Here is a 21,527-nt window from a genome sequence, read left to right on the forward strand (position 1 = left end):
CTGCCCCCATCGAATGGACCTGATCATGAACAAGCCCGTCGCACGGATGTCCGCCCTGTCGTTGTCGCTGCTGCTGCTTGCCGGCTGCGCCACGACGAGCCTGACCAGCGCGCCCGAATCGCCGGCCCAGGCCCAGGCGCTGGCATTGATCGATCAAGGCAAACCGCGCGATGCCGCCGTGCAGCTGGAAGCGCTGGCCAACACCCTCAAGGGCGCCGCCCGCGCGGCCGCACTGGCCGACGCCGCGTTTGCCTGGCACGAAGCCGGCGACACCGCCCGCGCACGCACCCTGCTGGCACAGATCACCCCGCGCCAGCTCAACGGCGCCAGTCTGCAGCGCTACCACCTCACCAGCGCCGAACTGGCCCTGGCCGACAAGCAACCGGCGCAGGCCCTGGCGCTGCTGAAGGAATCGGCCGACAACGTCGCCCCGCAGCTGCGCACCCGCTGGCAGCTGGCCCGCGCCAACGCGCTGCAGGCCACCGGCGACCTGTTCGGTGCCGCGCAGGAACGCGCCCGCGCGCATGCCGCGCTCACCGGCCAGGCCCGCATCGACAACCAGCAGGCCATCGCCAGCGTGCTGGGCACGCTCGACGATGCCACCCTGCGCGCCCGTGCCGCCGCGCTGCCTGCCAACGAGCCGCTGTACAACTTCGCCGGCCGCGCCCTGATCGCGCGTGGCCTGCCGCTGCCGCGTCCGTTCGATCGCGAACAGGCCCTGCAGTTCGACACCAGCAAGCGCCCGCCGGCCATGAGCGATGGCTACCGCCCGCCGGTGAAGATGGCCGTGCTGCTGCCGCTCAGCGGCCGCCTGGCCACCGCTGCGCAGCCGGTGCGCGACGGCCTGCTCAGTGGCTACTACGGTGAAAACCGTCGCCGCCCGGACATCCAGTTCATCGACACCGCCGGCACTGCCGCCGGTGCCGTGGCCGCCTACGACAAGGCGGTCAATGCCGGGGTTGATTTCGTGGTCGGTCCGCTGGGCCGCGACGAAGTGGACGCGGTGTTCGGCCGCGCCCAGCTGCCCGTGCCGGTGCTGGCGCTGAACCGCGGCAAGAGCAGCCCGCCGGCCGGCAGCGCCGGTTTCTCGCTGGCCCCGGAAGACGACGGCATCATTGCCGCCGAATACCTGCGGGGCCGCGAGCGCAGCAAGGTGCTGGTGGTGCACAGCAATGACGACAACGGCCGCCGTGCCGCCGCCGCGTTCCGCGAGCGCTTCGCCCAGCGTGGCGGCCAGGTGGTGGCCAGCATCGGCGTGGGCGAAACCGTGGGCAACATCGACGCGCAGATCCGCAATGCCGGCGCCGTCGATGGCGTGCTGCTGGCGGTGAAGGCCCCGCAGGCGCGCGCATTGGCACCGCAGCTGGCACTGGCCGGCGCCGGTGGCGCTACCCGCGTGGGCACCTCGCAGCTGACCGTGGGCGCCGGCAAGGCCGAAGAAGACATGGCCCTGGACGGCATCGTGTATCCCAACGAAGCGTGGAACGTGCGTGGCGTGCCGAGCCTGCCGTCGGCCAGCACCGCCGGGCAGATCCTGCCCACGGCGCGTGGCGCGGCCGGCCGCCTGTTCGCGTTCGGCTTCGATGCGTGGAAGATCAGCGCCTACCTGGACAAGATGGCCAACGAAGGCGGCCTGCCCGGCGCCACCGGCACGCTGTTCCTGGACAGCAACGGCAATGTGCTGCGCGTGCCGGCCTGGTCGACCTTCAGCGGCGGCCGGCCGATGCCGATCGCCAGCGCCAACTAAGCCCCATGCCAACCGCGCGGGCGCAGCGGGGCGCGGCGGTGGAAGCTGCCGCGCAGGCGTACCTGTGCAACGCCGGGTTGCAGCCGATCAGCGCCAACGCGCGCTATCGCGGCGGTGAGCTGGACCTGGTCATGCGCGATGGCGACACCACCGTATTCGTGGAAGTGCGGTATCGCGCCAGTGCCGGGTTTGGCGGCGGCGCGGCATCGGTGGACCTGCGCAAACGGCGCAAGCTGGTGCTGGCCGCGCAGCTGTTTCTGTCGTCTCACCCGGCCCTGGCGACGCGGCCTTGCCGGTTCGATGTGATCGATGCCTGGGGGGAACCGCCGCAGTTGAACTGGCTGCGCGATGCATTCCGGCTGGAGGATTGCTGATGGATCGGTGGGATGTGGATGATTTTGGGATGGCGTGCAGCCGGGCAGAGCCCGGCTCTACGGGTGGGTGGGATGTGGGTGATTCCGGGATGGCGTGCAGCCGGGCAGAGCCCGGCTCTACGGGGCGGCGGGGTGATTCCGGCATTGCCTTGCGCCGGCCAGCGGCCGGGGGCGTGGCGCGTGCCTAGTGTGTTCACGCATGCGGCGATTCCGTTGGCGCTGTGGTGTGCGTCCGATCGCGGTCGCATCTCCGCGCCGTTGCTGGCCGCTGGCGTGGTCGCGGCGATGCTGCCCGATGCCGATGTGCTGGCCTTCGCGCTGCACATTCCCTATGCCGACAGCTTCGGCCACCGTGGGGCCAGTCATTCGATCGTGTTTGCCGCGGTGCTGGCCGTGCTCGCTGCCCTGCTGCATACGCGCCTGCGCGCCAGTGCGGTGCAGGCCGCCGCGTTTGTTGGCATCAGTGCGCTGTCGCACCCGCTGCTGGACGCGTTCACCTCCGGCGGTCTCGGGGTTGCCCTGTGGTGGCCATGGAGTGGCGAGCGGTTGTTCGCGCCGTGGCGCCCGATCCGCGTGTCGCCGTTCGCCGGGCAGTTCTTCAGCGCGCGCGGGCTGGCCACTGTTGTGTCTGAACTGCGTTGGGTGTGGTTGCCGCTGGCCGCCGCCGTGATCGGCTGGCGGCTGATCCAACGCGCCCCTGTGAATTCCCGGAATGCCTGATGCCGACCACCCCCGCCCTGCCCACTGCCTTCCTGTCCACCGTGCATGCCCTGCTGGGCGACGATGGGTGGCGCACCGATGACGCGGTGCTGGCCGCCCATGCGCAGGACAACTCCTGGCGCAACCAGTTGCCGCTCGGCGTGGCGTTTCCGCGTGACCGCGAGCAGGTGGTAGCGCTGGTCCGCGCCTGCCGCACGCACCACGTCGCCCTGGTGGCGCGCGGCGCGGGCACCGGCACCACCGGCGCGGCGGTGCCGGTCAACGGCAGCATCGTGCTGTCGTTCGCGCGCATGGCGCGCATCCTCGAGATCCAGCCCGGCAACCGCTGCGCGGTGGTCGAACCGGGCGTGCTCAACGGCGACCTGCAGCAGGCGTTGATGCCGCACGGCCTGTTCTGGGCACCGGACCCGTCCAGCGCCGACATCTGCAGCATCGGCGGCAACCTGGCGTGCAATGCCGGCGGCCCGCGCGCGGTGAAGTACGGCACCAGCCGCGACAACGTGCTCGGCCTGGTGGCGGTCACCGGCGCAGGCGACCTCATCCACTGCGGCGGCGCCTACACCAAGGACGCCACCGGCTACGACCTCACCCACCTGCTGGTGGGCAGCGAAGGTACGCTGGCGCTGATCGTGGAAGCCACGCTCAAGCTCACCCCGCTGCCGGTCGCCCAGGCCGGGCTGCGCGTGCTGTACCGCGATGCCGATGCCGCCGCCGCAGCCGTGTCGCGCCTGATGGCACAACCGGTGGTGCCCACGCGGCTGGAATTCATGGACGCGCGCAGCCTGGCGCTGCTGCGTCGCAATGGCGCCGACGTGCCCGAGGCCGGCGCGATGCTGCTGGTGGAAGCCGACGGCGACCACGACACGCTGCCCTACCTGCTGCAGGCACTGGCCACCGCCGCCGAGGGCGACGGCCTGCTGGCGCTGGACGTGGCGATGGAAGGGGCCGCACGCGAGAAACTGTGGGCCGCGCGCAAGGCGCTGTCGCCCGCGCTGCGCAGCATCGCCCCGGGCAAGATCAACGAAGACGTGGTGGTGCCGGTATCGCGCATCCCCGACCTGGTGGCCGGCGTGCAGGCGCTGGCGCGCGAGTACACGCTCACCATCGTCACCTTCGGCCATGCCGGCAACGGCAACCTGCACGTCAACATCCTGTACCACCCCGACGACGCCGACGAAAACGCACGCGCGCATGCCGCGCTGCCGAAGATCTTTGAACTGACCTTGGCGCTCGGCGGCACGTTGTCCGGCGAGCATGGCATCGGATTGGCCAAGCGCGATTTCATGGCCCAGGCCTTCTCCCCGGCCACGCTGGCGGCGATGCGGGCGATCAAGCACGCGCTGGATCCGGACGGCATCCTAAACCCGGGCAAGGTGCTGCCGCCCGCATAAGGACCTGCGTTGATGTGGGCGATGAATCCCGCGCTGCGCGCGGCACGCCCAGCGTGTGCGACGCGTGCTGCGCTCAGGGGTTGGCGTCGAACACCACGGTCATGTCACCGGACCAGTGTGAGCCGGGCGTCCGCAGCATCTCCGTCACCGCCCCGCGTTCGGCGGTAAAACGCAGCGTCGACCGCCGCTGCATCAGGTAGCCGTCCGGGGTGAAGCGCGGTGCTTGTGCGTCGTTCGACGACAGCGCGGTGAACTGCGCCGGACGGCCATCGCGGAGGTTGGTCATGCCGGGAATGGTCACGTCGACATCCACCGGCACCACCGCGTTATCCGCGTGGTTGCGGATGCCACAGCCGGTGCCCGCCGGATGCTCGCACAGCAGCTTCGTGCTGAAGTCCATCGAGGTCGTCAGATGGAAGGGCAGTTCCTGACGCAAGCGCGCGGGCGGCAGCCCATGGTCGATCCAGCGCGACCAGCCCCCCTCTGGTGCCAGCTGTACGCTTGGCGAGTCGGCCGGAAACTGTACCCTGAAGTCGTGGACCACGTTCAGCAGCAACTGCAACGTCAGTTCGGAATCCGAATAGTCGCCCTGGCCCAGATCAATCTGCTGCCCATTGCCCACGGTGTAGGTGACACTGCCGGTGTACTGGCCATCCTGCGCCTGCAGCGGGTTGGGTGTTTCAAGGTAATAGCCGATGGAAAAGGTCAACCGCGCCATGCGATCAGTCGCCGCTCTGGGGGAGCGGACGCAGACGACATTGTTTTCCGCCACGTCCCAAGCGTATCGATAGAGGGTATTTGAACCAACACCTCTTCGACCCCGACAGCCGCCGCTTGCGGCGCCATAGCTGCCGGGGTTAGAGCCGTCATTGCCCACGTTCCATTGCAGGCCCACGAGGAACAGCCGGATCCGCGCCTTCAGCTCGTGATTGTTCGCGTTGCGGACGGTCACATCCTGCCAGTTCCCATCGGCCGCCACGTACCATTTCTCGCGCGGATCAGTCCCACCCCCGAACAGACGCCGCTGGGCTACGGTCATCCCGGTGTTGATCGTGAAATCACCGGGCCTGCAGTACTGCGGATGCGACCCACAGAAACCGGACTGGGGCGTTGTATTGACGAACCGGTTATGCGCGGGGTCCAGTGCAGAGGGACGGAATTCGGCGGTGATGTTCAACTCGGCCGCTTGCGCGGGCACAAGCACGCCCATCATCAGCGCCAGCAGCCACACGATGGGCCCGCATGCGCCGGAGCCGGCGGTGGAGCGTTCAATAGCGATCACAGGATCTCCTTGGGAATCGGTTCACGGGCCCGCCAGCGGGCTCGGGCACCCAATGCTGCCCACCATCAGCACATCGCCCTCGCGAGGGTGCTGCGCTTCTTCCATGGTCAGCACGCAGCTGACCAGACTCGGGTAACGCAGCTCCACGACCGGCGCACGTGCGCTCAGTTCCAGGGTGAAGAAGCCATCTTCCTGGCTGACGCTGCGCCCGGCGTGGTTGATCACCTGCACGCCGCGTACGCCGTTGCCATCGGCATCCAGTACCTGGCCCATGACAGTGAAGGTGCGCAGCACGTCCACCGTGGCATGCATGACGCCGCCCTTGTTGAGGTGGTAGCTGAGCGTGGCCGGCTGCAGGGTGGCGGCAGGCGCGTGGCGCCCCTCGAAATCGACCTGGATGTGGCCCGCCCGATAGGCGGTGGTGGGGACGAAGTTGCGGCCCGGCCGCAGCACGACGCCACCGCCGTGATTGTCATCGGCGCGGAGTGCGACATCCGGGTAGTCACTGCGCACATCCACGATGACGCCGGTATCCACGCCGCCACTGCGACCCTGGCCGAGCATCGCCGCGTGCCCGGCCCCCAGCACCAGCGTACTGTCGAGATTGGCAGTGCCACTGAACCTGCCGCTGTCGGCATCCCGGTACACCTGCACGTCGCCTTCCAGCAACGGGCTCTGCAGATGGGCGCCGGCACCGGCACCGATGCCACCGCGCTCGGCGCTGACCGTGCCGTTCACGCTCTGCACAAGCGCCCCATCCACACGCTGGGTGGCCGTCGCAGTCGCGTAGGTCTCGCGCTGGCCGCCGTCGCCGGTGCGGCTGCCCAGGCTACCGCTGTAGCTGCGGCGATCACTGCCCAACGACACGCTGAGGGTCAGATCGATCCCGCGCTGGCGGCGATACTGGGTGTAGCGGCTGCCGGGGCGGTCGTAGGCCGAGATCCGCCAGTTGACGTCGTGCTTGCCGAACAGGGTTTCGCGGCGACCGTACGACACGTCGATGCCGGTGCCGCGGGTGAATCCCGAACTGCGTGCCACGCGCAGGTTGGCGTTGTCGCGATGGCTGAAACGGTGGGTGATGGACACGGCCGAGGTGTCCTGCCAACCGCCCCGGGTCTCCCACTGCGGCGCTGCACCCGCGCCAGGCACGACGCGCTGACGTTGTTCGGCCCAGCTTCGCGCGTGGTTGGCTACCACCGATCCGCTGCGATAGCGATACAGCGCCTGCAGATCGACCCCGCGCCCGGCATCGCGGGAGGTGTAGAAGTTGGTGTAGGTATTCAAGCGATCGCTGGCCTGCCAGTCCATCGACAGCCCCGCAGCGCGGCGCTCGCCGATCTGCTGCACGGTAACGCCGGCCACCGCGCGCGGATGCAGCAGGTAGTTGACTACGGCACCGGCGGCAACCTTGCCTTCCTGGGGTGCGCTTCCGCTGTCAAGCAGCCCGCGCTGCTGGCCGGCGAACGCGCTGTAGCGCCAACGTCGCGTGGGATCGCGCCAGCGGCTCGGCTTGTGGATGGAGGCGGTTTCGCGCGACACCTCGCGGCCCTCTTCGAGCACGCGCAGTTCCACGTCGTAGATGCCGCCAGGCAGGCGCCGTGTATCGATTTCCTGGATACCCGGGGTGACCGCCTGGGTGGACAGCAGGTTGCCATCGCGAAGGATCTCCACCACGCCGTCGCGGCTGGCAGTGACATACACCGGGTAGGCGCTGGCGCTGCGGGTATCGGCCAGCAGCACATCCGATGAACCCAGCATCAGGCCCAGCGCGGTCTCGTTCTGGCTGCCAGGCGCGCGCGGCTGGCGGATGATGCCTTCAAAGGTGGGCAGGAAATAGCCGGCACGCACGAAGTGGTCGCCCAGTTCGCGCTGTGCGTACAACGCGCTCAGGTAGTGCTCGCTGCGATCCGGTTGCGCGTAGTACTGGTAGCTGCCGACCGTGCTCCAGTGGCCGATGCTGCCATTCAGCTCGGCGCTGTAGCGCGCACTGGTGGGTTGGTCCTGGCCGGTGTACACGGCCAGACTGTTACGCACGATCAGGCCCTGGCTGCCGTGCGCGGGCAATGCGATATGGCGGGCGTCCTGCCGTGTCCCCGCAGGGGTCAGCAGGGTAAGCAATGAATTGGACAGGCTGTAATGCACCGCGGCCAGGCCGCGGCAGTGGGCGCTGCATACGCCCAGCGCCATCGGCTCGGACAGCTGTTCGGTCCAGCGTGCGCGTTCGGTCTGTGGCCAGGGACTGTCATGGCTTTCGCCAAAGCCGATCAGCTGCATGCGATTGTCTTCATGCAGCAACACCTCGGCATCGCCCAGGTAGCGCCCATCGAGCTCAACGCGCACGGTCAGCGGATTACCGAACAGATGCGCGCGGAACTCCGCCGGCATGCGCTCGCGCTGTTCCAGAAGGCTGGGCAGGTCACCCAGCGCCAGACCCGCGGCCTGCGATGACGCGGCAAAGACCACGGCACCGATGGCGACGGTCAACCGGGCCAGGGGCATGCGCACGCGATGGAGTCTGGGAAACACGGTATTTACTCCGGCCTCCCTGCCGCATCGATGGATGCGGCAGGGAGAACCTGCAGGGCTCAGATATCGCTTTCGAAGATCATGTGGAACTGGCCGCTATAGCTGCCCTGCTTGTAGCCATCGTCCGGCACCACCGGGGCGATGGCAAAGGCCAGCGACTGGCCAGCAGCGGCCTTCGACGCGTCTGCGACCATGATCTTGTTGGCATACGTCGCCGGCACGACCACGTTGTCCAGCTTCACCACCAGGTCCACGACGTCGGCAGCCGACGCCATCTGCGCCGGGGCCGACAGGTAGGCGTGGATGTCCGCCTGCGACCTGACATTGATGACACGACCGGTCAGCTCAAGCAGCGTCTGGCGCGCGGTATCCCACGGCAGCTTCTGCGGCAGGCCTTCCCAGCCATCGGGCGTGGACACCTGCAGGCCGGCGGTGTTGGGGACGTCGGCCGTGACATTGACGGTGATCGACTTGGTTTCGACGGCGGCGTGGCTGAGCGCCGGGGCCAGGAGGGCGGCTGCGGCGGCAGCCAGTGCGTAGGTTTTCAAGGACATGGTGGTGCTCCAGGAAGAGTGATGGGAAACGAGACGCCAGGACACGGGCACAGCACCCCCGGCGGGTGCCTGGCGGACCCGATGGGGCATGAACAGTGAGAGGAACAGAACGATCAGCGGCGCGAATCGATACTGCGCTGGCTGTCGCCCTCCTTCAGGTCGTAACGGGTGAACTGGCCGTCGGCCTGCTGCAGCGCGTAGGAGCGCCCGGGCCGGACGTGGACGATGATGCCGGGCGTGCAGGTGTCCGGGCGTGCGCGCTCGCACTGGCGAAGGTTGTCCAGCACCACCGTGGCATTGCCGTCGTTGTGCACGCGGCCCTCTTCCAGGCGGGTGTCGTAGGTCGCGTGTTCCGGTGCGACGAACAGAATGGTGCCGTAGCCGGTGAACATGCGAACGGACGCGCTCAATTCCGCCGCTTCCCGCGCCTGTTCTTCGCTGAGCGAAAACTCCTCGGCGCCGGGTGACACCGGGATGAAGCGCAAACGGTAGTAGCGCTCCTGGTCGCGCGCGCCGCGATAGATCAGACGCGTGGCCTGTTGGCCGTTGCCGGCAATGATCAGCCGGCTTGGGCTGGCGATGACACCGTGCGCGGCAGGGTCGTTGCGTACCAGCGCCGCGCCATCCACCGGCGTTTCACTGGCCTTTCCGTCCGCATCGAAATGCATCTGGGTCACGTCCACGCGCACGTAGGCCGTCGCGTCACCGGTGTTGCGGATGCGTTTGAGCAGGTTGCTGTGGGTGGATTCCAGGTAGTCGAACAGCCCACCGACGTTGATCTGCGGCGTGCTGGCATGCGTGGTGCCGGCGACAACGGCCAGCAGAAGAGAACAGAGGACGCGTTTCATGGCGGGCCCGTGGGGAGGCGAGTGGCCATTTCACAGGAACTTCACGCCACCATCCATGCAACGAGTTGTAAAAACGCGCAGCGGCATGCAAATGCAATGATTCCGATAAAAGGGGACGTTGCCATGCAACGTGGGGCGCGCCGTAGAGCCGGGCTCTGCCCGGCTGCGGTGGAACATCGGCAGACAGCAGCCGGGCAGAGCCCGGCTCTACGATGGCGCACGATGCGGTGAGCAGCCGGGCAGAGCCCGGCTCTACGATAGCGCACGATGCAGACAGCAGCCGGGCAGAGCCCGGCTGTACGATGACGCACGATGCAGTGCGGAGCCGGGCATTACCCGGCTCCTTTTTTTACCAGCGCACGCGCATGCCCAGCTGTCCGCCCACGTTGCGGTAGGCGTGGTCGCCACGCTGTACGCTCATGCCGCCCCAAGCCGACCAGCGCTGACCCAGCTTCAGCTCGGCCCCGGCCTGCACTTCATAGCGGTCGCGCGGCATGTCCGCGCCCAGGGTTTCGCCATTGAATGCGAGCGTGCTGGTGCGCGGTCCACGCAGCCAGTTCACCGCCATGTACGGCTGCACCACGTTGCCCGCACGGGTATCGTGGCCGAAGACGCGCACGCCCAGGCGGCCGCTGATGCCATCCGCGTCGGCGGTGTCGATCCGGGTGCCGTTGGCTTCCACGTGACCGTCTGCCCGGTAATCCACGTGCGACACCTGCAGCTGCGGCTGCACGAACAGGGTGGCGTGCGGTCCCTGCCAGACGGTGAAGGTGTAGCCGCCTTCGACCGACGTAGTGATCACCCGGGTGTCGTACTGCTCGCGCGGCAGGTCTACGCCCTCCACGCGGTTGTCAAAACGGCCCGCCTGCACACTGGCATCCACATAAGCGCCCTCGCTGCTGCCCGGTTGCTGCTGCCATGTGGCATAGACACCCACCGCATTGCCCCGCACACGTCCCGTGGCGGTGTACCCGGTGAGGGGCGAGACCACGGTGCTGTCGGCCCGGCCGCTGCCCAGCATCACGCCCACGGTGGTGCCATTGCGCTGCCAGAGGTCGCTGCCCACCTGCAGCAGCGACGTGGTGCCGTCCACGGCCAACTGGCCGCCTACGGCCCGGAAGTCGGCCTGCTGGCGGCCGACGCGTACCCACGCACCGCGGCCCTCGGCAAGGCCCGGCGCGCCGATGCGGTCATGCAGGCGATGCTGGAACATACCGGTGGCGGCTGCCTGGTTGGCCAGGTAGGCGCCGGCTTCCGGGCGCAGCACCCGGCCCGGCGGCGTGATCGGCGTACCACCCTCGTCCCCTTCTTCCGGGTCCGGGCCCGGCGTTGGATCCGGATCGGTGACACAGCCCGGCGAGGTCGGATCGTCCTGGCAGCGGTCAAACCATTGCGAGCGCAGGTACCACTGGCCATCGCCGGGATCGGCGATGCCGCCCTGGAACAGGAAGTATTCGTACGAACCGCCCACCGCACGCCCCGCCAAGGCGTACCGCGCCAGCGATGCGCCGTCGACCTGGATGAGCGGGATGCCATCTTCGGTGGGCGCGCCTACGCCACCGACGTTCTGCACGCGCACGCTGGCATCGCCACTGGTATCGCCGCGCACGTGCAGGCGGTCGATCACGGTGTCATCGCCCGCCAGCGCACCGCGGAACAGGAACGTGCCGCCGTCGCTGTGCAGGTCGCCGTCCACGGTGAGCGTGTTGCCCACCGCTGTACGCCCGTCGGACAGCGCCAGCGTGCTGTCGCGCATCGTCAGCGCATCCACGCGTGCGTCGCCGCGCAGGGTCCACTGGCTGCCGCCGTCCAGTTCCATGTGCTCCACGAGGTCGCTGCTGCCCCACCAGTGCGAGCCACCGGCCAGGCTGACCTGCACCTGCGATTGCGGCACCAGCCCGTTCTCCAGGTCTTCGCGGGTGATGACAATGTCACCCTGCATCTGCGCGCCGTTCTCCAGCCGTACGTCGAAGCGACCGCTCACCGCGGCGTCCAGCGACAGTGCGGTGCCATTGCCTCCGGACAGCAGTGCGCCATTGTCCAATGTCAGTCCCGCATCGCGGCTGCTACGCAGCCACACGCCGCCGTGCTGCGCGCTCACCAGCGAGCCACCGTCGATCTGCATGCGGCCGTTGTCATTGATTACCGCCGCCCAGGCGCCCGCGCCTTCAGTGCGTACGTGCGTATCGCGCAGCGTCATCTCGCCACGGCCACCCGACAGCACGCCGTGCGAACTGATACCGGTGGTGCGGACCACGCTGTCAGCCAGGTGCACGCTGCCACCGAGCCGGGCGATGGCGCCGATGGCACCGTCGCCTTCGGTGAGGATATCGACGGCCTGCGCATGCGCCACCGGCGAGGATGCGCCACTGCCCTCGGCGTACAGACCGTGGCCATTGCGGCCTGAGGTACGCAGTTCGCTGTTGCGCAACGTAGCGGTGCCGCCCAGCAGGGAGACCGCCTGGTGCAGCGCACCGTCGGCGTGGATCAGCGAGTCGCTGACATCCAGCTGGGAATCGCGGAACATCAGGATACCCACGCCGTTCTGCGTGGTGATACGCGACCCATGCACGCCCACGACCGCATCGCGCTCGTTGATGTTGATGCCCGTGCCCGCGCTGTTGATCACACTGTTGCGCATCTCCAGTTCGGTGCCGTCGACCATCCATACGCCGGTGCCGCCCGACACCGTGGCGTCCTCCAACCACACCTTCGCCCCTGCAGAACCCAGCCGGATCGCCGTGCTGTTGTTGCCGCCGGCGTGGACGCTGCCGCCCTGCATGCGCACGTCACCACCCACCAGCATCCCTTGGCTGGAACTGGGATGGGTGAGATGGATGCGGACGTCCTCCAGCAGCACCTGGCTGCCGTGCCCGGCCAAGAGCCCCGACGCGCCCGCGCCAGTGCCGTTGATCTGCACGCGGCGCAGGGTGACATCGCTGGCCGCACCGGCCTGCACCGATACGCCGGTGCCCGGCCCCGCCTGTTCAATGCGGAGATCCTCGGCCAGCAGGGTGCCACCGTCGACAAAAATGCCGTGAGCGCCGCTGCCTTGTACCTCGATCACGCTGTCACGCAGCTGCGCGCTGCCCTGGCGCACCTCCACCCCGTGGGACAGTCCCCCGCGCGTGGTGATGTGCAGGTTCTCGGCGACCAGCTGGCCATTATTGAGCGAGATACCGCTGGCTGCGGTGCCCAGGGTGTCGATGCGGGTGCCGCGGATGTCGAGCCGTCCGCCGTCATGGGCCTCCAGACCGGCTGCGCCATAGCCGGCAGTCTGGACGCTGCCGCCGGTCAATGCGATGCGGCTGCCGGCGCCTTCCACGCGTGCTGCCGACGCGCGCTGGCCTTCGGTGCGCAGGGTGACCGGCCCCAGCGGCACGATGCTGCCGCCATTGCGGGCCAGGAACGCGTGCCCGACCGGGTTGCCCGGGTCGACCGGATCGGTGGTGTGGTAGTCGCCAGCGGCGGGGGTCTGTTCGTCGCCGTCGGCGACGACCTGTTGCGCCATGGCCGGTGCGGTGGAAAGAAGGACGCTGCTCAAGGCAAGCGCGAGAACATGGTGCCGTGGATGGATGCGATGCATGGGGGTTACTCCTGACAAATGCGCCGCCGATCCTCCGGTGGGACGCAGATATGCACCATGCAAACTGTTGCAAAGGTCAGGACAGTGCATGACCCGATGCTCAACCCGACAGTGAGCTTCGTCTATGGCCAAGCGTGAGGCGCATCACGCGTAGGACGGACTCGGTTCGCAGGTGCGTCCCATGGCGCAGGCCTTCATCACCGGCCTGAATCAAACCACTCCACTTAATAGGTCACACCTGATGTTGCAATTTGTTGCATGGGCATAGGCGCGCCCTGCCGCGACACTTCCCGCCATGCCGCAACGCTGATCGCGACAGCTCCTTCATCACACGAAATTGATGCACCTCGCGTTTAACGTCAATTTCATGAATGAACGTGGTGATCGCGCCGTTGTCCGCCTTTTCCCCTGAAAGGAAGTGAACATGACGACTTTGACGCCTGGCTTTATCGCCCCCCGCCTGCGCCCGCTGGCGCACGCCCTGGTACTGGCGTTGGCCGCCCTGCCCATCGCCACCGCCGGGGCCCGCACCCTGGACGGGCAGGCCGCTGAGGTGGTGGAGGGCGATCCGGCCGACTACTGGCAGCTGTCCAACGGCGCGGTGCTCACCGTTACCGGTGGAACAACCCGCTATATCGAGGCATCCCAGAACTCGCAGGTCCTGCTGAGAGGCGCCACGGTCAATCTTGCACAGCGGGAGATGGTGCTCAAAGACAGTGCATCGCTGGATGCGCTGTCCAGCACGTTCCTGGGCGGTGGTATCCGGCTCAACGGCAGCCAGGAGCGCGCCCGCCTGGTGAACAGTTCCATTCTCATCACCGCGGCCAACATGGATCCTGCCGCCCGGAAGTCTGTGGGCGTGGACCTCTCGTTTTCGTCGGGGGTGAACCCGATTGGTGCAGACCCGCAGGCGGTCGTGGATGGCACCCGTATCCGTGTGGAGGACGTGCCTAACGTGACCGATCCCCGGACCAGTGGGCTTGGTGCCCGTATGAACTACGGCCAGTTGGACATCGTGAACGGGTCGTCCATCGAGGCAGCCAACATCGGCGTGCTGCTCTCCGGTACCGACATTTCTCCCTCGGTGCGTCTTGGGGTGGATGCCTCGTCGATCCGCTCCACCAACGGCGCGGCAATTCGCATCGCACCGCTCAACGGTGCGGGCCAGGTCTACGACATCCGCGTCGCCAACGGGTCTTCCCTGACCGGTGGCGACGGCAACCTGCTGCTCGCCAGTTCCCGGAGCGGCACCCCGTTTGCCGATCCGATCCAGGCGAACCTGGTGGTCGACGATTCGCGCCTGATCGGCAATGTCACCTTCGACACCGCCACCGTAAGCGGTACGCTCGATGTGGCCTTGCGCAACAAGGCACGCATTGATGGTCGGTTCTTCAACGTCACCTCGGCCAGCATCGACGGCGACAGCACCTGGCTGCTGACCGGCGACAGCAACGTCGGCCGGCTGGCGCTGGGCAGCACCGGCACCATCGGGCTGGGCGACGGCACGACGTTCAACACCCTCACCGTCGATACGTTCACCGGCGATGGCGGCACGCTGGCCTTCAACACCCAGCTCGGCGACGACCGTTCGGCCAGTGACCGGCTGGTCATCACCGGCGATGCCAACGGGCAGGCCAACGTGCGGGTGAGCAACGCCGGCGGCACCGGGGCGAAGACCGATCGTGGCATCGAGCTGATCGACATCGGCGGAGCGTCCAATGCGCAGTTCGACCTGGTCGGGCGTGCGGTGGGTGGGCAGTACGAGTATTCGCTGGTGAAGGACGCCAACGGCAACTGGTACCTGCGCTCGGAACTGGCCACCGCGCCGGACCCGTGCCTGGCCGACCCGACCCTGCCCGAGTGCAAGCCGATTGATCCGATTGACCCGATCGACCCGCCCACCCCGGTGCTGCGCCCGGAAGCCGGTGCCTACCTGGCCAACCAGTTCGCCATGGACCAACTGCTGCGCCACCAGTGGCGCGACCGCCAGGGCGGCGAAGCAACGGCCGAGGGCGTGCGTGGCTGGGCGCGGGTGGATGCCACCAACAGCCACCTGTCCGCGGTGCAGGACCAGCTGGACCTGCGCGTGCAGCGCTCGCGCCTGCAGCTGGGTGCCGACGTGGGCGTGTTCGACAACGGCCGGGGCCGCGTGGGCGTGATGTTCACCGCCGGACAGGCCGATGCGCAGTCGCGTTCGCAGGTGACCGGTTACAGCGCACGCGGCAAGGTGGAAGGCGGCGCGGCCGGTGTGTACGGCAACTGGAGCAACGAGGCGATGTATGTGGATGCCGGTGTGCAGCGTGGGCAATTCCGCAACCGCGTGCAGGGCGAGGGCCTGGCCGCCGAGCGTTATGACTCGGACATCTGGCAGTCGTCGCTGGAAGCGGGCTATCGCTTCAACATCGGGCAGATCGGCAGCACCGCGCTGAGCCTGCAGCCGGAGCTGCAGCTGGTGTACACCGACGCCACCACCGACCGCCACGAAGAGAGCAACGGCACCATCGTGCGCAGCGTGGGCGATGACGGGCTGTCGGGTCGCGTGGGTCTTCGTCTGCAGGGCGAGTCGCGCGCCACGGTGGGTGCGGCGGTAAGTCCGTACCTGGCGGTGAACTGGTACCGCGATGGCAGCAGCAACGGCATCGCGTTTGATGAAGACGTGCTGCAGGCCAGCGTGCCGCGCAACCGCTATGAGATCAGTGCGGGGGGCCGGGTGGACTTCCGCTCGGGGCTCAGTGGCTGGGGCGGGCTGGGCGTGATGCGCGGCGACCACGGGTATCGCGAAGCGACGGCGAACCTGGGGATGTCGTACCGGTGGTGAGGGTGGGTCGCGCGTGAGGTGACGTAGAGCCGGGCTCTGCCCGGCCAAGTAGAGCCGGGCTCTGCCCGGCTGCTCAACTCACTCCGCGAAGTGCTGGTAACCGCCCGGGCCAGTCTCACCTTCGCACTGCACGCCCTGCCCTTCCACGATGCGGCCGATGCGGGTGAGCGGCAGGCGCAGCGATTCGGCCACGGCATGCAGCGCCTCGCGCTGGTCGGCGGCGGCGGTGAAACACAGTTCGTAATCGTCGCCGCCGCGCAGGGCACACGCGCGCGCGGCGTCGCGGCCGAGCACCGCACGCAGCGCCGGTGACAGCGGCACGGCGTCGGCATCCACTTCGGCACGCACGCCACTGCGCGTGGTGATGTGGCCCAGGTCGGCCAGCAGGCCGTCAGAGATATCCACGGCAGCATGCGCGAAGGCACGCAGGCGCAGGCCCAGCGTCACCCGTGGGGTCGGCCGCAGCAGGCGCAGGCGCAATGTTTCGTAGTCACCCAGCACGGTGGCGGTGGCGATGTTCAACTCACCGCGCTGCCACAGCTGCAGCGCACCGGCGGCGTCGCCGAGTGTGCCGCTCACCCAGATGTCATCGCCCACCTGGGCGCGGTCGCGGCGCAGCGCCTGGCCGCGTGCCACCTGCCCCATCGCCGTGACCGACAGCGACAGCGGGCCACGCGTGGTGTCGCCGCCAATCAATGCGATGGCGTGTTCGTCGGCCAGCGCGAAGAAGCCGTCGGCGAAGGATTCGATCCAGTCCGGGTGCGCGTCGGGCAGCGACAACGCCAGCGTGCACCAGGCCGGGCGTGCGCCCATGGCCGCCAGGTCGGACAGGTTGACCGCCAGGGTCTTCCAGCCGATGTCGAAGGGCATGGTCTCGGCCGGGAAATGCACGCCGCTGTTGAGCGTGTCGGCGGTGACCACCAGCTGTTCGTTCGGGCGCGGCTGCAGCAGCGCGGCGTCATCGCCAATGCCGAGCACCACGTCGTCGCGCTCGGCGGTGCGGGCACGGATGCGGTCGATCACGGCGAATTCGGCAAGGGACATGGGGCGCTCCCGCGGTTGTGCGTGCCGCGCAGTGCGCGGTGGGGCGGTTGTACGTGCCGCGCGGCGTGCGATGGGCGGTTGTGCCTGCCGCGCTGCGTGCGGTTGTCGGTAGTGCCGGCCGCTGGCCGGCAACCTCAGACGCCCGGTGGTTGCCGGCCAGCGGCCGGCACTACCAGGCGGGTCATTACCACCGGCGGCTCATTGCCACCGGCGGGTCAGTGACCCGATTCGACCTTGCGCCATTCCACGGCCGCGCGGTCCAGCACGCCGTTGACGTAGGTGTGGCCATGCTCGGAGCCGAAGCGCTTGGCCGACTCGATGGCTTCGTTGATCACCACGCGGTACGGCACGTCCAGGCGGTAGCGCATTTCGAAGGCGGCCACGCGCAGCGCGGCGCGTTCGATGGCGTCCACTTCGTCGATGCTGCGATCCAGGTACGGGGTCAGTGCCTCGTCCAGGTCCTTGCGGTTGTCCAGCACGCCGTGGATCAGCGCTTCAAAATAGGCCAGATCGGCGATTTCACGCGCCTGCTCGTGGGCAAACTGGGCAATCACGGTCTGCGCGTTGCCACCGGAAATCTGCCACGCATAGATCGCCTGCAGGGCACGACGGCGCGCGCGCGAGCGCAGCACGGGGTCGATGCCATCACGGCGGACGGGTTTACCGGAGGGCTTGCCCGGGTTCGACTTGTTCACGGCAACTGCTCCAGAAGATTGACCATTTCCAACGCCGTCAGTGCGGCTTCCTCACCCTTGTTGCCATGGCTGCCGCCGGCACGGGCCTCGGCATCCTCGGCACGTTCCACGGCGAGCACGCCATTGAGCACCGGCACACCGAAATCCAACTGCACGCGCATCAGGCCTTCGGCGCAGCCGTCGGCCACGTGTTCGTAGTGGCGGGTGTCGCCGCGGATCACACAGCCCAGGGCGATGATCGCGGCATGTTCATGCGCGGCGGCCAGGCGGGCGGCCACCAGCGGCAGTTCCCATGCGCCGGGCACACGGATCACGTCGATGGCGGCTTCGTCGATGCCGTTGCCGGCCAAGCTCTGCCGCGCGCCAGCGACCAGTACGTCGGTGATGCGGGCATTCCAGCGGCTGGCGAGGATGGCGAAACGGGCCTTTTCCGGAGTACGGAGGTCGCCTTCGTAGTGGCTCATGTTCGGCGTGGGGTCCAAAAGGTTGACTAGTTTAACGCGGGCGGGCCGGTTACGCCGGACACGGGCCGGCGGCCATGGCCACGTAGCGCCGGGCTCTGCCCGGCTGCGTTGCTGGCCGTGCGTAGAGCCGGGCTCTGCCCGGCTGCGTCACAGGCCGCGCGTAGAGCCGGGCTCTGCCCGGCTGCGTCACAGGCCAGCGCCGGAAGCCAGCCGGGCAGAGCCCGGCTCTACGGGGTGGGGCCAGCCGGGCAGAGCCCGGCTCTACGGGAGGGTGGGCGGGCGGTCAGGGGGTGACCGTTTCCACTACTTCCAGGCCGTAGCCGGCCAGGCCGATCTGGCGGCGGGGGGTGCCCAGCACGCGCAGCTTGCCCAGGCCGAGGTCGGACAGGATCTGCGCCCCGGCGCCGTTGCGGCGCCACTGGCTCACATCCTTGTCCTTGCCCGGGGTCACCGGGGCCGGCTGCTGGCGCAGGCGGGCCAGCAGGCTGTTGGTGTCGCGTGGGGCCGACAGCACCACCATCACCCCGCGCTCGGCGGCGGCAATGGCGCGCAGGGCGTCGGTGGAGGCCACGCCGAAATCGTCGCGGCGCCAGTGCAGCAGATCGGCCAGCGGGTTTTCCACCTGCACGCGGACCAGGGTCGGCTCGGCATCCGGGGTGCCGCGGACCAGGGCGAAATGCAGGTCGTGGGCGATGCGGTCGCGGTAGGTGACCAGCTTGAAGGGGCCGAACTCAGTGTCGATCTCGCGCTCGTCCACGCGCTCGACCGTCTTCTCGGTGGCCAGGCGGTAGGCGATCAGGTCGGCGATCGAGCCCATCTTCAGGCCGTGCTCGCGGGCGAACACCTCCAGCTCCGGGCGGCGCGCCATGCTGCCGTCGGGGTTGAGGATCTCCACCAGCACGCCGGCCGGCTCCAGGCCTGCCAGCATGGCCAGATCGACGCCGGCCTCGGTATGCCCGGCGCGGGTCAGCACGCCGCCCGGCTGGGCGATCAGCGGGAAGATGTGGCCCGGCTGGTGCAGGTCGGCCGGCTTGGCGTCCGGCTTCACCGCGGTGCGGATGGTGTGGGCGCGGTCATAGGCCGAGATGCCGGTGGTGACACCCTCGGCCGCTTCGATGCTGACGGTGAAGTTGGTCTGGAACTGCGCGGTATTGGCCTGCACCATCGGCGCCAGGCCCAGGTCGGCGGCGCGCTCGCGGGTGAGCGGCAGGCACACCAGGCCACGGCCGTGGGTGACCATGAAGTTGATGTCCGACGGCTTGACCAGCTCGGCGGCCATGATCAGGTCGCCTTCGTTCTCACGGTCTTCGTCATCGACGATGACGACCATGCGGCCGAGGCGGATGTCTTCCAGGATCTCCGGAATGGGGGCGAAATTCATGCCGCATCTCCTTGTACGTGCGAACCGGTGGCCGGCACGCTGATCAGGCGTTCCACGTAGCGGGCCACCAGGTCGATTTCCAGGTTGACCGCGCTGCCCACGCCGGTAGCGGCAAAAGCGGTGTTGGCCACGGTATGCGGGATCAGCGCAACCTCGAAGCCCTGCTCGTCCACTTCGTTGACGGTCAGGCTGACGCCGTCGACGCAGATCGAACCCTTCTTGGCGATGTAGCGCAGCAGCGCAGCCGGTGCGGCAAAGCGCCAGCGCTGGGCGCGGGCGTCGTCATGGATGGACAGCACCTGGCCCAGGCCGTCGACATGGCCGCTGACCAGGTGGCCGCCGAGGCGGTCGGTCGGGCGCATGGCGCGTTCGAGGTTGATCACCGCGCCGTCGGCCAGCTGGCCGAGCGTGGTCAGGCCGAGGGTTTCAGTGGACGCGTCGGCCTGGAAGGTCGTGGCGTCGTGGGCGATGACGGTGAGGCAGACGCCATTGATGGCGATGCTCTCGCCCATCTGCACGTTGTCGAACGGCAGGGTGCCCACGTTGAAGGTAAAGCGGACGTCGCCGCCGAGGGTGTCGCGTGCGGCCAGACGGCCGACGCCTTCGATGATTCCAGTAAACAAGGAACGTTCTCCGCGAAAAGTGAGCGAAAAACGCCGCAAGGCATATAGGTGCACACCGAGCCCAAAGGCCCGGCCGCACCGTCTTCTTTCATCCGGACTATACCGTCGGCTCCGGCTTTGGACCGGATCTGCTGACCTTCCGGCGTGGCCGGAAGCGCTCGCGGGCTCGTGCTTGCGCACCTACCGCCGGTGGGGAATCGCACCCCGCCCTGAAGACGTTTGTGTACCGGCGAGCCGGCCCGGTCATTGTAACAGGGCAAGCTGACTGCTCGCTTTTTGTGAAGATCTGGTTAAAATCCGCTCGCGCGGCAGTGATCGCCGCTCCTGCCGCCCAGTGAAGGGCCGGCTGAAATGGACCTCAACACCACCAAGGAACCTGCATGCGCAAGATTCTCCTGGCCGCCGCCCTGCTGGCCGCCGCCCCGCTTTCCGCCGTTGCGGCCGAAGGCCTGAGCTACACCTACGTGGAAGGTGGCTGGACCCAGCTGCAGCTGGACCGTAATGGCGCCCCCTCCAAGCCGAAGCTGGACGGCGGTTACATCCGCGGCTCGTTCGCCATCGCCGAACAGGTGCACGTGTTCGGTGCGTACAGCACCGTGTCCAAGACCACCACCTACGATCTGGGCAGCTATGACGTGCGCGTCAAGCAGGAGCTGAACCAGCCGGAGCTGGGCATCGGCTACCACATGCCGATGAGCGACCGCGTCGATTTCACCACCGACATCGCCTGGCTGCGCATCAACAATGAAGCCAAGTACGAAGCCGACGGCTTCGACACCGAGCGCTTCAAGGAACACACCAACGCCGCCCGCGCCACCCTGGGCGTGCGTGGCAAGCCCTCGCCGCGTACCGAAGCCTGGTTGAAGGCCGGTTACATCGACGGCAGCGACATGGACGGTACCTGGACCGGCACGCTCGGTGGCCAGGTCAACTTCACCCCGACCTGGGGTCTGGTTGGCGAAGTGCAGGCGTACGACGAAGTCACCCAGTTCTCGGTGGGCGTGCGCGCGAGTTTCTGATCGGGCAGCAACGGTTCGCCGCTGCGCCGTGATCGAACGGGTCCCGAAAGGGGCCCGTTTTTTTTTTGGATTCTTCTCCCATCTGAGAGAAGCGTCTTGTTGCAAGGGCCGTCGCAGAGTGACCACGCCGCGACGCGGATGGCCGGGTGTGCAGGCGCCGTTTGGATTGGCTGGCGTCTCCGATCCGGCCGGTCGCGAGCGTGAGGGCCCCGTAGCAGCCGCTAGGCCCCTGGAGCAAATGTCCCCCGGCCGCGTAGCGGCCTCCTCCTTTATTTTGCCCAGGAGCCTACCGGCTGCTACGGGGCTCGGCTTGCGGTGCGCAGGTGGACGCCATGGTTTTTTGACGCTGGTCGGTGGGTCGGGCGCTGGGCCCCCATGCCCTTGGAGGCGAAATAAAGGGGGAGGGGGCGGCCGCAGGCCGACGCCGGAGGACATTCGCCGGAAAGGGCATGGGG

At 68.1% G+C, this 21,527-nt stretch carries 16 protein-coding genes and 1 riboswitch; of the genes, 6 read left to right on the plus strand and 10 right to left on the minus strand.

Annotated elements, in window-relative coordinates; translation table 11 throughout:
• The first annotated feature begins 25 nt into the window (after positions 1-25).
• The 4 genes from AC1DCJ_RS17160 to AC1DCJ_RS17175 all read left to right on the plus strand — a co-directional run bounded on the left by AC1DCJ_RS17160 (position 26) and on the right by AC1DCJ_RS17175 (position 4,232).
• Positions 26-1,747 (plus strand): penicillin-binding protein activator, encoded by a 1,722-nt coding sequence (locus AC1DCJ_RS17160; RefSeq protein ID WP_478071479.1) that lies wholly within the window; start codon positions 26-28, stop codon positions 1,745-1,747.
• A gap of 5 nt (positions 1,748-1,752) precedes the next feature.
• Complete coding sequence (locus AC1DCJ_RS17165) at positions 1,753-2,121, plus strand: YraN family protein (protein ID WP_038690515.1); 369 nt, start codon at positions 1,753-1,755, stop codon at positions 2,119-2,121.
• A gap of 180 nt (positions 2,122-2,301) precedes the next feature.
• Positions 2,302-2,841 carry a metal-dependent hydrolase gene (locus tag AC1DCJ_RS17170; protein ID WP_313246832.1) on the plus strand — a complete coding sequence of 180 codons (540 nt, stop codon included), beginning with the start codon at positions 2,302-2,304 and terminating at the stop codon, positions 2,839-2,841.
• Positions 2,841-4,232, plus strand: coding sequence for an FAD-binding oxidoreductase (locus AC1DCJ_RS17175; protein WP_478071480.1), 1,392 nt, complete (start codon positions 2,841-2,843; stop codon positions 4,230-4,232). The genes AC1DCJ_RS17170 and AC1DCJ_RS17175 overlap by 1 nt, the downstream gene beginning before the upstream one ends.
• Before the next feature lie 73 nt (positions 4,233-4,305).
• On the opposite strand, the gene AC1DCJ_RS17180 is transcribed toward AC1DCJ_RS17175, so the two are convergent.
• The 5 genes from AC1DCJ_RS17180 to AC1DCJ_RS17200 all read right to left on the minus strand — a co-directional run bounded on the left by AC1DCJ_RS17180 (position 4,306) and on the right by AC1DCJ_RS17200 (position 13,028).
• On the minus strand, positions 4,306-5,514 hold the full coding sequence (locus AC1DCJ_RS17180; RefSeq protein WP_478071481.1) for a hypothetical protein: 1,209 nt from the start codon (positions 5,512-5,514) through the stop codon (positions 4,306-4,308).
• A 21-nt stretch (positions 5,515-5,535) separates the two neighbouring features.
• The gene (locus AC1DCJ_RS17185; protein ID WP_478071482.1) at positions 5,536-8,040 is read right to left on the minus strand and encodes a TcfC E-set like domain-containing protein; all 2,505 of its coding nucleotides are present in this window, start codon (positions 8,038-8,040) and stop codon (positions 5,536-5,538) included.
• A gap of 59 nt (positions 8,041-8,099) precedes the next feature.
• Positions 8,100-8,594, minus strand: coding sequence for a CS1 type fimbrial major subunit (locus AC1DCJ_RS17190; RefSeq protein WP_478071483.1), 495 nt, complete (start codon positions 8,592-8,594; stop codon positions 8,100-8,102).
• A gap of 113 nt (positions 8,595-8,707) precedes the next feature.
• Positions 8,708-9,442, minus strand: coding sequence for a fimbrial biogenesis chaperone (locus AC1DCJ_RS17195; RefSeq protein WP_478071484.1), 735 nt, complete (start codon positions 9,440-9,442; stop codon positions 8,708-8,710).
• A gap of 349 nt (positions 9,443-9,791) precedes the next feature.
• Positions 9,792-13,028 carry an autotransporter family protein gene (locus tag AC1DCJ_RS17200; RefSeq protein WP_478071485.1) on the minus strand — a complete coding sequence of 1,079 codons (3,237 nt, stop codon included), beginning with the start codon at positions 13,026-13,028 and terminating at the stop codon, positions 9,792-9,794.
• Between the two features lie 424 nt (positions 13,029-13,452).
• Here AC1DCJ_RS17200 and AC1DCJ_RS17205 point away from each other — a divergent pair, with 424 nt between their 5' ends.
• Complete coding sequence (locus tag AC1DCJ_RS17205) at positions 13,453-15,846, plus strand: autotransporter family protein (protein WP_478071486.1); 2,394 nt, start codon at positions 13,453-13,455, stop codon at positions 15,844-15,846.
• Between the two features lie 78 nt (positions 15,847-15,924).
• On the opposite strand, the gene thiL is transcribed toward AC1DCJ_RS17205, so the two are convergent.
• The 5 genes from thiL to AC1DCJ_RS17230 all read right to left on the minus strand — a co-directional run bounded on the left by thiL (position 15,925) and on the right by AC1DCJ_RS17230 (position 20,053).
• Positions 15,925-16,890 carry a thiamine-phosphate kinase gene (gene thiL / locus AC1DCJ_RS17210; protein ID WP_478071487.1) on the minus strand — a complete coding sequence of 322 codons (966 nt, stop codon included), beginning with the start codon at positions 16,888-16,890 and terminating at the stop codon, positions 15,925-15,927.
• 215 nt (positions 16,891-17,105) lie between these two features.
• On the minus strand, positions 17,106-17,585 hold the full coding sequence (gene nusB, locus AC1DCJ_RS17215; RefSeq protein WP_038690521.1) for a transcription antitermination factor NusB: 480 nt from the start codon (positions 17,583-17,585) through the stop codon (positions 17,106-17,108).
• Positions 17,582-18,049, minus strand: coding sequence for a 6,7-dimethyl-8-ribityllumazine synthase (ribH, locus tag AC1DCJ_RS17220; protein WP_038690522.1), 468 nt, complete (start codon positions 18,047-18,049; stop codon positions 17,582-17,584). Before ribH ends, nusB begins: the two co-directional genes overlap by 4 nt.
• 283 nt (positions 18,050-18,332) lie before the next feature.
• Positions 18,333-19,430: a 3,4-dihydroxy-2-butanone-4-phosphate synthase gene (ribB, locus tag AC1DCJ_RS17225; RefSeq protein ID WP_141059201.1), complete on the minus strand. Its 1,098-nt coding sequence runs from the start codon at positions 19,428-19,430 to the stop codon at positions 18,333-18,335.
• Positions 19,427-20,053: a riboflavin synthase gene (locus AC1DCJ_RS17230; protein WP_478071488.1), complete on the minus strand. Its 627-nt coding sequence runs from the start codon at positions 20,051-20,053 to the stop codon at positions 19,427-19,429. The genes ribB and AC1DCJ_RS17230 overlap by 4 nt, the downstream gene beginning before the upstream one ends.
• Positions 20,054-20,129: 76 nt before the next feature.
• Positions 20,130-20,274: riboswitch (FMN riboswitch) on the minus strand.
• Between the two features lie 159 nt (positions 20,275-20,433).
• On the opposite strand from AC1DCJ_RS17230, the gene AC1DCJ_RS17235 reads away from it, so the two are divergent.
• Positions 20,434-21,072, plus strand: coding sequence for an outer membrane beta-barrel protein (locus tag AC1DCJ_RS17235; RefSeq protein WP_137191061.1), 639 nt, complete (start codon positions 20,434-20,436; stop codon positions 21,070-21,072).
• The last annotated feature ends 455 nt before the right edge of the window (positions 21,073-21,527 follow it).

Source organism: Stenotrophomonas sp. 10N36, from assembly GCF_056395005.1.